A 13,449-nucleotide genomic window follows, 5' to 3' on the forward strand; every position below is an offset into this window, starting at 1 on the left:
TCAAGCCCGGGATGATGAGAGATGATGAAGATTGCCACACTCGGCATCATGGGTCCCGTCCTCCGACTTGATCGGGGGATCAAGCCGGGGGATGACAGGAGCAGCTCGCAATGACATCGATAATTTACTCGCAGATACGTCGGCGTGGTAGGAACTGCGCACGAAGGTAGAGCTTGCTACTTCGGGGATGCCTATGTCTAAAGCCATTTGACGAATTTTTGCAAATTCTTGGGGGGAATAAAAACGTTCGACCTTTAAATTTTGAGGGCCGGGTTGCAAGTATTGGCCCACTGTTAAAATAGAAATTTTCCCTTTTTGATATAAATCACATAAGGTTTGCTCGATCTCATCAAAAGTTTCGCCTAATCCTACCATAATGCCACTCTTAGCGACCAATCCTGCTTCTGCTGCCAAGCTCAGTACTTTTAACGAACGTTCATAATGGGCCTGCGGGCGAACGTGTTTTTGCAACCGTGCGATAGTTTCAAGGTTGTGATTTAAAATATCTGGGCTGGCCGCAAACACGCGATTTAAATCTTCTCGCTGCCCTCTAAAATCAGGGATCAGCACCTCAAGCGTCATGTTAGGGCAGACCTTTTTAACTTCTTGGATGGTTTGAGCAAAGTGATGCGAACCACCATCAGGAAGGTCGTCACGATCGACGGAGGTAATCACCACATGTTGTAAATTTAATTGGGCCAAGGCTTGCGCAACATTTTGCGGTTCACAAATATCAAGGGGTTTGGGCCTGCCGGTGTTCACCGCACAAAATCCACAAGCGCGCGTGCAGGTGTCGCCCATAATCATTACGGTTGCGGTTTTGCGATCCCAACAATCCCCAATATTTGGGCACTGAGCTTCCTCGCATACGGTGTGTAAATTTAAATCGCGGAATAATTTTTTGAGGCCATGGTAATTAGCCCCTGAGGGAATTTTTGCTTTGAGCCAAGTGGGTTTCATGATCCATTAATGGATTGCCCGATCAAGTCGGGCAATGACATAACTTCAATTTGTTTTTTCAGCGCGGTTAAAAACCGCAAGGCCTCACGCCCATCGGCCACACGATGATCAAATTGTAAATCGGCATTCATCATATAACGTGGGACGACCTTACCTTCAACTACAGCCGGCTTTTGCACCACACGATTAAAACCCAAAATGGCCACTTGGCCGGGCGGAATAATTTGCAAAATCTTATCACTACCCAGGGCACCAGGGTTATTCACCGTAAAAGTACCCCCAATCATTTCGTCAGGTTTTATTTTACGGGTGCGAGTGCGTTCAATGAGATCTTGAAACTTTTTCCAAAAATCAACGAAAGCATACCCTTGAGCTGATTTTAAAACCGGCACCAGCAAACCTTGATCGCCGGCCACACTGATCCCCAAATTAACTTCGGTTAAAATTTGCACCTTTCCTTCCCCTGCATAAACGCTATTTAAATAGGGATCTGTTTTTAAAATTTGCACGGCTGCATAAGAAAATGGAACAAACAAGGTTAACTTAACCCCATGTTTCTGTGAGGCTTGCACCTTTAACTTTTGATACTCTTCATACAAAGGGGTCAAGTCTATTTCAACGCCTGCACCCGCATGAGGAATATCGCGTTTGGATTTAGTAAGATTCTCGGCAATCCGCGCTCGGATGGCCTCCATTTTTGGATCTAACACCCCAGGGGTTGCTGAAGTGGAACGAAAGTTTTTTAAATCTTGCTCTGTAATCCTACCTTCGGGCCCGTGGCCTTTGATTTTGGCTAAATCTTTATCGGTAATATTGAGCTCACGAGCCACTTTTTTTAAATAGGGGCTCAAGAAAATCTTAGGTCGGCTAGTAGATGGCTCACTGCGAAGCGGAGTAACGTTTGATAAATTAGGGCTCACAGGTGCCGATTTACGTGGCGGCGGGGTGGCAAAGACAAAAGTATCAGCAGGAACATCCGAGCTTGGGGCTGAAGGAGTTGATTGGGCAGTTTCACCGCTTGCTGCAATAGCCACGCCCATTGTTACATAACGCTTACCTTCAGCTTCTTCGACCGAAAAGGCCGCAATCGGTGTACCAACAGCAACTTTTTGCCCACCCTTCACTAAAATTTTTTGTAATGTCCCTTTAAGGGGTGATTCGTATTCAAAGACGGCCTTTTCGGTTTCCATTTCAAAGATAGGTTCTTTTTCTTCAACCGAATTGCCTTCGCTTTTAAGCCAATTGACAATCAACGCTTCCGTAATCGTTTCGCCCGGTTTGGGCATGACAAGTAGTAGATCCATAGTTCATAGTCTAAGCACAGTTTTTTTTTGACGGCTAGTTCAATTGAAGCCCCATCTCCCAACCCGCTAAATTGACGGGATTGATCGTGCAAGATTGTGCAATCCTTATTAAGATATTACTATTTATTTTTTACCCATAAACATACCCATATATATCCATAAATATTGACTTTGTTTGAATATATGGTTATATATGGGTGCATTTATGGGTATTAAAAAATTTCAACCTAAGATTTCGATTACTCCTCAAATCTTAAAACTCATTACTGAAATTGATGAATTTAAGGGTCAATGGACTACCTTAAAGCAACTTTCCCCTACTCAACTTCAAAGCTTGAAGACTGTTGCCACGATTGAATCTATTGGTTCTTCAACTCGCATTGAGGGTGCAAAATTAACTGATCAAGAAATTGAAAAACTTTTAAAAGGTTTGGAAATAAAAAGTTTTCGAACAAGAGATGAAGAAGAAGTGAGGGGTTATGCCGAAGTTATTCATACCATTATTGAATCTTATGAACATATTCCATTAACCGAAAGTTATCTCAAACAACTGCATGGTATTTTACTTAAATTTAGCTCCAAGGATGTTCGTCATCGAGGAGAATATAAAAAATTTCCTAACCATGTAGAAGCTTTTGATCAAAATGGAAAAAGTATAGGAGTTATTTTTAAAACTGTTTCTCCTTTTGAGACCCCTCAACGGATGCAAGAATTGTTCGAATGGATTAATAGAAGTTTTGAAGAAAAATTATTGCATCCACTTTTAGTTATCGCGGTTTTTATCGTTAATTTTTTAGCGATTCACCCTTTTCAAGATGGAAATGGCCGCATCTCAAGAATTCTTACGAGTTTGCTATTGCTTAAACATGGCTATCACTATGTCCCTTTTAGTTCTTTGGAACATATCATTGAAGAAAATAAAGAAAATTACTACTTAGCCTTACACAACTCTCAAAAAGAATTAGGCAATGAAAACGAAAATTTAGAAAGTTGGCTATTATTTTTTATTAATTCTTTGAAGGCACAGAAAGATGTTTTACTCAAAAAAATTGAACAAGAAAAAATCTTCTTAAAAACCCCTTTGCTCTCTCAACAAATTCTTACCCTAGTGAAAGAACATGGTCGAATAACGAATGCAGCAATTCAAAATTTTACTAATGCAAATCGAAACACCATTAAGGTCCATTTACAAAAATTAGTTTCCGATGGAATTTTAATTCAACACGGCAAAGGCAAAGGTTCTTGGTATAGTTTAGCTTAGTTCAATACTTCATCACCCGATCAATCGCTGCTAAAACTTTTTCTACGCTGGGTAGATAGGCGTCTTCTAGGGCAGGTGCAGCCGGGACTGGGCAGAACTCCGCGCCTACTCTTAAAAGGGGCGCGGCTAAATCTTCAAAACAATTTTCCATGAGGAGGCTCGCAATATCACCGCCCACCCCTCCCCGCTTGACCGCTTCGTGCAACAAAATGGCGCGGTGGGTCTTGGCCAGCGAGGTCTTGAGGGTTGCCTCATCGAGGGGCGTCAAAGTGCGTAGGTCGATCACTTCGACAGATATGCCCTGTTTGCTTGCCTCTTGACTTGCTTCTAGGCCTAGGCCCACCATAGCACCATAAGTGACCAGGGTAAGGTCACTACCTGCACGAACGGTCCTTGCAAATCCTAAAGGAATTTCGAAATATTCTTCTTCCACTTCTTCTTTCACGGTGTAGTAGAGTTTTTTTTGTTCCAAAAATAATACGGGGTCAGGGTCTTTAATCGCGGCTAGCAGCATGCCCTTGGCATCGCGCGGAGTGGAGGGAACGACAATTTTTAAACCTGGCACATGATAAAACCAGGCTTCTAAACATTTAGAATGAAAATTCCCGATGCGCATGCCCCCACCTGAAGGCATTCGAATGACCAGCGGCAAGGAAGCGTTGTTGCGATAATGATAATTGGCGGCCACATCAATCAAAGGGCTCATGGCCGTGGTGATGAAATCAGAAAATTGAATTTCAGCGACCGGTTTTAAACCATAAAGGGCCGCCCCAATGGCCTCACCGATAATCGCCCCCTCGGATAGGGGTGTATTCTTCACCCGTTTGGGCCCAAACTTTTCGTAAAGGCCCTTGGTGATCCCAAACACACCGCCAAATTTTGCCACATCCTCGCCAAAGACGTAAACATCGTCGTCAGCGGCCATGGCGGTAAAGAGGGCTTGGCGTATTGCCCCGCCGTAGGTCATTTCGACCATTATTTTCCTCCGCGGTGACGTCCCAGAATGTTCATCTGCTGCGTTGCCCTCGTCGGCTCTCCCTGCGGCGTACTCGCTAGTACGCCTCAGTCGGCCTCCTCGGGCTGCCTTGCATCTAAAGCATTCTGGAACGTCCCCTAAAATTTACATCACTCAAATTTCCTTCCGTATAAACGCCGGTTAATAAATCTTCTGCCCTAGGTCCCGAAGCTTTGGCCGCTGCCTGCCAAGCGGCTTCAATAAGCTCGTTAACTTCGAGGCTGAGTTTTTTGTCGGCCTCTTCGGTAAAATCAATTTCTTTCACCAGCTGCTCTTTCATTAATAAAAGCGGGTCGCGTTTTTCCCAGGCTTCTATTTCGTCACGCGGCACATAACCCGCGCTATCGTGAGTACCATGGCCACACATGCGCATGGTTTTGCATTCCATTAAAACGGGGCCTTTCCCTGCCAGCACATGGTCACGGGCTTTAAGAGCATTTTGATAAACGGCCACGACATCATTCCCGTCTACTAGTATCCCGGAGATGCCATACCCTGCGGCGCGATCGGCTAGATTCTTGACCGCAAACTGCTCTTGCACGGGGGTTGAAATCGCATAACCATTATTATTTATTATAAAAACCACCGGCAGTTTAAACACGGCAGCGTAATTTAAACTCTCATGCACAATACCTTGAGAGCTGGCACCATCTCCGAAAGTCGTTAAAACAAAATTGGGATCACCGCGGTATTTCATAGCAGCCGCCAAACCATTGGCCACACAAGCAGATGCCCCCATGTGACTGATAAATCCTAAAATCTTTTTATCGGTACAACCAAAATGAATATTTTCATCTCGGCCTTGGGTCAGCGAAGTAGCACGACAAAAATACTGTGCAAAGATTTCTTGGGGAGTAATGCCGCGCACCAAATGAGCGCCCATGTCACGATGCCCAACCGCCAGCCAATCACCTTGCCGTAACGCATGAGCTGCCCCAACACTGATGGCCTCTTGGCCCGCGGAGAGATAACCCTTTCCAACAATTAAGGGATCGTTAGCATTTTGGCTTTGACAAATGGTTGCAACGCGGTTTTCCAGGGTGCGCGTGGTCACCAGGTAGCGGTAGAGGGTTTTTAACAGGTCGGGCGTTAATTCCAATAGGCCTCCTGTAAAATTATTTTTATGTACACCTCAAGACAGATTTATTGTATCACAGTCAATGTAATTTGAACAGCCTCATAGCGTCATTTCAAGGCATAACGCGTCATGAAAAAACCCATCAAACCCAAGGTGTTAAAACCCGGTGATACTTTAGCCATTGCGGCACCCTCCAGTTCTTTTGAAAAAGAGCCCTTTTTGCGAGGGGTGGAGAAATTAAAGACGCTTGGATTTAAGGTGGTCTTTCAAGAAGATATTTTTTCTACCCGCCGTTACTTGGCCGGCACCGATGAACGGCGCAGTCAAGAATTGATTGGTTATTTAGCCGACCCTTCGATTAAAGCCATTCTCACGGCCCGGGGTGGCTATGGGGCAGGAAGAATTTTAAACAAACTCGATGCCGCTCAAGCTCAATTTTCCCCCAAGGTTTTATTGGGCTATTCCGATTTTACCTCGATCTTAAATTATTTTGGGCAAATGTTGGGTTGGGTTACTTTTCAGGGCCCTTGCTTAGCCAAAGACTTTGACAACCTTCGCCCCCGCGGCCTTGAATCTCTCGTGCAAGCCCTGACCTCTGTAAAACCGTTGGGGGAACTCAGCCCTCCTGAACTCATCACTATTCATCCTGGCGTGGCAGAAGGGGTTTTGGTGGGCGGATGTCTTTCGTTGATCACCTGCACCTTGGGGACACCTTATCAAATAAACACCCAAAACAAGATTTTATATCTAGAAGATGTGGGAGAAAAACCCTATTCTATAGACCGAATGTTGTTGCAACTACGCCAAGCGGGGCTGTTTAATGAATTGCGAGGAATTGTATTTGGCCCACTGAAAGATACCCACCATGATTTGAACTACGTGGCCGACCTACTGAAAGAATGGGTAGAAGATCTCCCTATCCCTATTGTGTTTAATTTTCCCTCGGGCCATGTGACCGATTCGCTTACGATTCCGTTTGGCGTCAACATTCGTTTAAATGCCACTAAACCTGCACTGACTTTTTTAGAAGGAGCCTTAGAATCATGAGCCTTGAAGCCATTGATGCTGCTTGCTTAGCCGGAAGTAAGGAAAAACTTTTTCCCGGCGCCGCTTTGTTAGTGGGAAAGGGGCAAGAAGCGTTGGTAGAAAAATATTATGGCCATTTCACCTACGAAACAAATAGCTTAAGCGTCACCGCAAGTTCCTATTTCGACATTGCTTCGCTTACCAAGGCCATCGCGACCACCTGTTTATTTATGCTTGCCTCCCAAGAAGGCCGGCTTGATTTAAATCAACCCGCTCGAAACTTTTTTCCTACCTTGACCCCAGCTCACAATTACAGCATCACCCAATTACTCAACCATACTTCGGGGTTACGAGATTGGCTGCCGCTTTATCAACAAACGCATCGACTTAAAAAAGGTAAACTCACTTTAGAAAACTTAATCTTAAACGAAATTCAAGAAAAGGGCTTAGACCGTGCTAAACAAGGCAGCCATGTCTACAGCGATCTGAATTTTATCTTGTTGGGATTCATTTTAGAAAAGATTTATGAAAAAAAATTAGACGTGCTTTTTCAAGAAAAAGTTGCGGGGCCACTTAATATTAAAGATATGTTTTATTTGCCTTTAATAGATGCACCCTCGGGGGCCAAAATGATACCTGTGGATCGCAATGACACCTCGAGCTTTGTACCCACTGAGTTTTGCACTTGGCGCAATCGAACCATTCAAGGAGAAGTGCATGATGAGAATACTTATTTTATGAGGGGAGTGGCTGGCCATGCTGGATTATTTGCGACTTTGCGGGCGGTTGGTCAATGGGTGCAAGAAATGCTCAAAGCCCACTTGGGAAATTCTAGTTGGTTAAAAAAATCCACTTTTGAAATTTTTGTACCCCAAGCTCAACCTTATTTCTTAGGGTTTGACCGACCCAACGCTGCTTCGTTAGCGGGGAAATACTTTTCTAAAAATTCTATAGGGCATCTGGCCTTTACGGGTTGCTCGTTTTGGCTTGATCTCGAAGATCAAAAATCGATCGTCTTGCTCACCAATCGCACTTATCCTAAGCGCTACGATAAAACGGTGTTCAATCAATTCCGCATTAAAATTCACAATCTCATCTGCGAGGAATTATTTTGACATGTCATCCCCCGACTTGATCGGGGGATCCACAGATGACATTTTGGTCATATGATTAATCCCAATAAAAATATTTATCTTATGGGTATTTGTGGCACCGGCATGGCTTCTCTGGCTGGCATGTTGAAGACTCAAGGGCACGTCGTTAAAGGTAGTGACCAAAATGCCTACCCGCCTATGAGCACCAAGCTGAGTGAACTAGGGATTGAAATTAAAACACCTTATCAAGCAACTAACTTAAATCCACGCCCTGATTTAGTGATCATTGGCAATGCGATTTCTAAAAATCATGTGGAGGCCGAGGCCGTTTTACAGCAAGGCATTCCTTATTTATCGATGGCGGCTTGTTTACACGACTTTTTTTTGCAAGATAAAATTTGCCTAGTGGTGGCTGGTACACATGGCAAGACCACCAGCACAAGTCTGCTCGCCTGGGTGTTAGAATATGCTGGGTTAAACCCTAGTTTTTTTGTGGGTGGTATCCCGCTCAATTTTAAAGACAATTTTAAATTGGATACCGGAAAGTATTTTGTGATTGAAGGCGATGAATATGACACCGCCTTTTTTGATAAGGGCCCCAAATTTTTACATTACAACCCCACGCACGTGTTGCTCACCAGCATTGAATTTGATCACGCCGATATTTACCGTGATTTGGAACATTTAAAGAGTTCGTTTGTTCAGTTGCTTGAGATAATTTCTGGCATGGGAAGTTTAGTGGCTAATTTAGATTTTCCAGCGGTGGGAGAAGTTTTGGAGAAAGTAAACTTTAAAAAAACAGTTTGTTACTCAACAAGAAAGATTGCTTCGCCATCATGGATCCCGGGGCAAGCCCGGGATGACGTGGATTACAATGACATCGTTTTTTATCCAGAAAAAATCCAAGCCACGCCAGACGGTATGTGTTTCCATCTGAATGGAGTTGAGTTTCTCTTGCCCATGTTTGGCACTCACAATGTCAGCAATGCCGTGGGAGTTGCGCTCATTGCCCATCAGATCGGGATTGATCTAAAAACTATTGCCGACGCATTTCGAACTTTCAAAGGCATTAAACGTCGCCAAGAAATTATTGGTGAGCCCCATGGCATTACCATCATCGATGACTTTGCCCACCACCCCACCGCCGTGCGCGAAACCATTGCGTCAATTCGAGCCCGCTTTCCTAATCGAAAAATTTGGGCCGTGTTTGAACCACGTAGTAATTCGAGTAAGCGCGATGTGTTTCAAAAAGATTATCCAGCTGCCTTCTTAGAAGCTGATGCTGTGCTTATTCACGACGTATTCATGCCCGAAAAAGTAAAAGATGGAAAAGTTTTGAATGTGGATGAGGTCGTTGCTCAAATCAATCAACAATCTGAACACCTCAAGGCCCAACATCTTTCAGGTATTGACACCATCGTTTCTTACATCAAAGATCATGCCAAAGCAGGGGACATATTGCTGATCATGAGTAATGGTGGTTTTGGCGGTATTCATCAACACCTCCTAAACAGCCTGATTTGAATCAGGTTGTAATTGATAGTCATTCTTCCTTAAAATAGCTTTATAGGGTGCAATCAAAAGGGGGGCTTATGTTTACTTTTAAGAATTTTTTTTGGAAATGCCTTGGGTTATGTGCCCTTGTGCTCATGGGCTGTGGCTCTAGTACGAACTCCAATGATCAGAGTTCAAGCAACACCCCTTTCTATGATGCTGTTCAATTAGTGGCACCCTCTTTTACCCCTGTCAGTAACTCTTCGTTAAATCCTCTCACCATGGCAACTGTCACAACCACCTGGGAAACCGGCAATCCACTCTATGAATTGTTTTATATCTTAAGAACCTTTAATCCGGATACGGATAACGGAGTTATCGACACTTCCAACCTCTACAAGAGTATGTGGGAGGCAAAAAATTTTTTTACTAACGCCAAAAGCAATTGCCAGGCCATCACCGAACAGACCATCACTCCTCCTTTCAATTTTGAAAATACTGCCACCACCTATAATTGTGCCTATAATGAAGACACCGATGGAGGCTATGACTTTGGAGGTGCGTTGAAAGAACTCGATGCCAATGGCAATATTGTTGAAATTACATCCGCATCTCGCAACGATACAACAGCCGCTATCAAATACGGGGTGTTTGGATTTGTATGGGTTGACAGCAATCACAATGAATATGGCACTTTGCAAGCAATCTTAGATACCCTAACGGATGACCTCTCGGTCGACATTGCACTATGGGTCGATTACGATGGGGCTAATGATTATTGTTACCGAAACGACATCAATGGCAATACCTCCACTCATTTATTCACCTTCCGATCCATCAAAGGAAATAAAGTGGCTGATTCGGCTTATATCTCTATCATAGGCAAAGGTTATTCCCAAGGTACAGGGAACTACTTTCTGGTAAAAATCACCAACAACGATCTAACCGGAAAGTATTATTGCATCGGGGCCGAAGATGGCGAAACCGAGTTGCGAGCCATGAGCGCAGAAGGCTCAGATACCGTCGATGCCAACTGCGCCCCCTATCAAAGCGATGTGGATGCCATAACCCCATTCACAACCGAAGATTTAGCTTGTGAAACATCAGATTTTAATCCTGGCGGAACTGGTACAGCCTCCGAGGGCACGATTTTTCTGAATTATCAATAGACCCTAAATCATACTCTTTATGGCAATGATCGGCTACCATCGGGTTGGTATTCCCAACGAATGGTCATTTGCCCACCGGCATAATTGATAATCGTGAATTTTGCATATTTTCCATCGGCCGTGCGGATGCAATAAACAAGGCTCTTGGATGAAACCGCGTGAGTGGCCGGATCATAATCAAACCAATCAGCTAATGCCGGATTACCTGAGTATTCACCCGATCCAGGAGGGCCAGGAATGGGCATCATTTCATCAACCTCATAACCTTCAGCCGGACATTCGGTAGTTCCTGCCCAATCGGTGGTTGCCATGTTCATCACCCCGCCTTGAGTTTCATGCCCTGCCATCATGTGTGTTGTGCCACAATTGGCAGCAATCTGCGCCCTGCGAAAGGCCATGTCCCACTCGTGTGACGTAGAGGGGTCAGCGGGAGTCACAACGGCACCCGATGAAAAATCCCAATAGGCCCAGTTGCTCGTGCTGCTAGCATCAATGATCGTTTCACCTGATAAGACAGCATTCTCCGTTGAGTCAGGGTTGTGACCCGAATGATCTTCGGTATCGGCGTTGTTATTGTTGAATGGCTCTTCGCCCGTAACTCCGCAGGCGCTCACCAAGAGCACTAGCAGGCTGGCTAAACTTAAGTATTTTAGTTTCATACGACTTGTCTCCTTTATATTATGAGTTAGGTGCTCAAGGCACGCGCAGCTCCAACCCTGCCAAGATGGTCAGGGGAAACATGGGTCTCCCTTGAAATGTCTCGTAGCGAAGGTTGGCTAAATTTTCCAAATTTACAAAAACGCGAAAATTTTTCCCAAGATTACGCGCCCCATAAAGATCAACAATGAAGGCATCGTTCACTGTGGTGGGTTGACCCAGGTGACGAAAGATCCCGCGCTTTTTGCCAAGATACTTCATTGAAAGTCGCGCGGTATAGGGACCCTTCGAATATAAAACCCCGCCAGTTGCCATATGATGAGGTGGGCCGTAGGCAATGGAGTCCCCCGCTTGATGAACTTGATTAAACGTGTAGGAAGCAAAGGTGTGCAAACCACGCAATGGTTCTGCCGATACTTCGAACTCAAAACCGCGCGAAGTCGATGCTACCTGGCTATGCCCATAGAGCCCGGTGGTTGCATCAGGGGTAAGTTCGTTAGTCAAACGGAGATGAAACCCCGTTGCTTTCAAGACTAATCGATCATGAAGAAGTTTTTGTTGAACCCCTGCGGTAAAACCTTGCAAAGTTTCACCATGCAAATCACTTCCGGCTGAAGCAGCCTCGCCCAATGAAGGCCAGCGCGTGCTTCTGCTCCATCGCCCCAACAAAACTCCACCCTGCCACGGCATGATGCGCAATTCTGCGCTGGGGTTAAACTCGAGTTTGTCAACGTCACTGCCATCATAACGAAGGCCTGCGGTAAGCCCAAACCACTTCGTTGGTGTAAAATGATTTTCTAAAAATGCGCTCCAAGTATGAAAATTGTGAGACCCACTGGGTTCATCCAGCTCGTTACGAGTAAAATCGGCACCTACATTTAAAATATTATGGAAAGTCAATTTTACTTCGGTGTTGGTCCGTACCCCCATCTTCGCTCGATCTTGGCGCGTAACATCAGGATGCATCTGAAGATTGAGAAAATAATATTCCACCCCACCAAAAGCATTCACATGAAAAGAAGCCCTTTCTCCAAATTGATGATCGAGGGCCAAGTTGGAATTCAAAAACCAACGGTTGCGAAATTCATCATTAGAAAATTTCTTGCGGCCCCGGGAATATAATGAAAGGAGCCGCAAGCTCGTATTGGGTGAAGGGTTATAGGTCGCAAAAAAAGTTGGAGTAATATCCCAATAAGAACGATCTTCGTAACGAAGATTGCTGAGCGGAGGCGTGCGCCGCACGTCGGTCAAGTTGTCTGTTTTTAAAAATCCAACCCCAAGTTTTGCCCAAAAAGGCCCCTTGCCTGTGGTTCCGGTTAATTCACCCCGTAGGGTATCAAAAGATCCAATAGCCGCTTGTGCCGTTGCACCGTGAGTTTTAGCTTGCTCTTGCAAAACAAAATTGATCACCGCATGATAACCACCAAAACGGGCCGGCAAAGGCGGTTTGTAAACTTCGGCACGTTTCAATAAACCGGTGGGAAGATCGTGAAACTCAACACCTTCGTAGGCCGCGTTGTTAATCGGCATACCGTCGAGGAGAACCAACACATTTCTTGAAGAATCCCTAGGCAAGCCTCGAATCAAAAGCCAATCCTCCGATGCCGCATCACCGGTGGAAAGAAAGGTAATCCCGGCACGCAGGGCTAAGGGCTCTTCTAATTCATAAAAGGATGTTCCGTAGGTGTGTAATTCAACGCCATCAATAACTACATCGGGTTGTCCAAAGCCTAATTCTTGATGATGGGTATTTTTGCTCAAAGTCTCAGCAATAACCAGCCTTGGCAAAAGAAGGAATATTAGGCTTAAGCTCATCATCCAAATTTTTTTAAGTTTTGTTATACTCATTTTATTGTTCACACTCAAAATTTTGCCAAAAAAAACCCAGCAACAAGTTTGTCTTGCTACTGGGCTCTAGATTTAAAACCGCTGGCCGCTATTTTTTTTAATGCTGGGCAAACATTACCCAGCCATTCAATTTATCCCTTTTGTTGCTCCTCAATAGATAACACCACCGTTCTCTTGCAACGACGGCATTTTAACTCAACGCCATTAGGTCGTAAGCGAGCCAGTAAGTTGCCACACTCGCAGCGTGCCTCCTGGCAATCACCACTAACCTTTGACAAGCTGTTAGTATCGTCGTGATGAAATTCTACAAATATCTTACGTCTCTCTTGCTTCAATGTTGAACCCTGGTTTCATGCATAAAATAAGCGGGTCTTTTGCGTTCATCAAGATCGAGAACCGTTTGAGCTACGTTTTGCACAAAAATGAGAAAATCTTGATAGGACAAATGAATGGCCGTTACTCCAAAATGAAGACAAATGCAGCCATTAGGACAAATCGTGATCGCACAATCAGTTCGACGCATATTTGGATTTTGCATAAAAT

The 13,449-nt window shown here is 44.6% G+C and carries 12 protein-coding genes; 5 read left to right on the plus strand and 7 right to left on the minus strand.

All coding sequences use genetic code 11. The features are described from left to right. Both lipA and HYU97_00725 read right to left on the minus strand, forming a co-directional pair. The gene (lipA, locus tag HYU97_00720; GenBank protein MBI2335276.1) at nucleotides 1-960 is read right to left on the minus strand and encodes a lipoyl synthase; all 960 of its coding nucleotides are present in this window, start codon (nucleotides 958-960) and stop codon (nucleotides 1-3) included. Next, a complete protein-coding gene (locus tag HYU97_00725; protein MBI2335277.1) occupies nucleotides 957-2,264 on the minus strand; it encodes a 2-oxo acid dehydrogenase subunit E2 in 1,308 nt (435 codons plus the stop codon). Before HYU97_00725 ends, lipA begins: the two co-directional genes overlap by 4 nt. A 205-nt stretch (nucleotides 2,265-2,469) precedes the next feature. On the opposite strand from HYU97_00725, the gene HYU97_00730 reads away from it, so the two are divergent. After that, nucleotides 2,470-3,525: a Fic family protein gene (locus HYU97_00730; protein MBI2335278.1), complete on the plus strand. Its 1,056-nt coding sequence runs from the start codon at nucleotides 2,470-2,472 to the stop codon at nucleotides 3,523-3,525. A gap of 1 nt (nucleotide 3,526) precedes the next feature. Here the strand turns inward: HYU97_00730 and HYU97_00735 are convergent, their stop codons facing one another. After that, complete coding sequence (locus HYU97_00735; GenBank protein MBI2335279.1) at nucleotides 3,527-4,501, minus strand: alpha-ketoacid dehydrogenase subunit beta; 975 nt, start codon at nucleotides 4,499-4,501, stop codon at nucleotides 3,527-3,529. A 115-nt stretch (nucleotides 4,502-4,616) separates the two neighbouring features. After that, nucleotides 4,617-5,639, minus strand: coding sequence for a thiamine pyrophosphate-dependent dehydrogenase E1 component subunit alpha (locus HYU97_00740; protein MBI2335280.1), 1,023 nt, complete (start codon nucleotides 5,637-5,639; stop codon nucleotides 4,617-4,619). A gap of 108 nt (nucleotides 5,640-5,747) precedes the next feature. Here HYU97_00740 and HYU97_00745 point away from each other — a divergent pair, with 108 nt between their 5' ends. The 4 genes from HYU97_00745 (at nucleotide 5,748) to HYU97_00760 (ending at nucleotide 10,401) form a co-directional block, all read left to right on the plus strand. Beyond that, complete coding sequence (locus HYU97_00745; GenBank protein MBI2335281.1) at nucleotides 5,748-6,665, plus strand: LD-carboxypeptidase; 918 nt, start codon at nucleotides 5,748-5,750, stop codon at nucleotides 6,663-6,665. Next, nucleotides 6,662-7,759, plus strand: a complete 1,098-nt coding sequence (locus HYU97_00750) for a serine hydrolase (GenBank protein ID MBI2335282.1) — start codon at nucleotides 6,662-6,664, stop codon at nucleotides 7,757-7,759. The genes HYU97_00745 and HYU97_00750 overlap by 4 nt, the downstream gene beginning before the upstream one ends. Nucleotides 7,760-7,810: 51 nt before the next feature. Next, nucleotides 7,811-9,262: a UDP-N-acetylmuramate:L-alanyl-gamma-D-glutamyl-meso-diaminopimelate ligase gene (mpl, locus tag HYU97_00755; GenBank protein ID MBI2335283.1), complete on the plus strand. Its 1,452-nt coding sequence runs from the start codon at nucleotides 7,811-7,813 to the stop codon at nucleotides 9,260-9,262. A gap of 68 nt (nucleotides 9,263-9,330) precedes the next feature. Then, a complete protein-coding gene (locus HYU97_00760; protein ID MBI2335284.1) occupies nucleotides 9,331-10,401 on the plus strand; it encodes a hypothetical protein in 1,071 nt (356 codons plus the stop codon). A 17-nt stretch (nucleotides 10,402-10,418) separates the two neighbouring features. On the opposite strand, the gene HYU97_00765 is transcribed toward HYU97_00760, so the two are convergent. The 3 genes from HYU97_00765 to HYU97_00775 form a co-directional block, all read right to left on the minus strand. Further along, on the minus strand, nucleotides 10,419-11,060 hold the full coding sequence (locus HYU97_00765; protein MBI2335285.1) for an HmuY family protein: 642 nt from the start codon (nucleotides 11,058-11,060) through the stop codon (nucleotides 10,419-10,421). Between the two features lie 34 nt (nucleotides 11,061-11,094). After that, nucleotides 11,095-12,906, minus strand: coding sequence for a TonB-dependent receptor (locus tag HYU97_00770; protein ID MBI2335286.1), 1,812 nt, complete (start codon nucleotides 12,904-12,906; stop codon nucleotides 11,095-11,097). 331 nt (nucleotides 12,907-13,237) lie between these two features. After that, on the minus strand, nucleotides 13,238-13,444 hold the full coding sequence (locus HYU97_00775) for a hypothetical protein (GenBank protein MBI2335287.1): 207 nt from the start codon (nucleotides 13,442-13,444) through the stop codon (nucleotides 13,238-13,240). Nucleotides 13,445-13,449: the final 5 nt, after the last annotated feature.

Source organism: Deltaproteobacteria bacterium, assembly GCA_016183235.1.
Lineage (GTDB): Bacteria > UBA10199 > UBA10199 > DSSB01 > JACPFA01 > JACPFA01.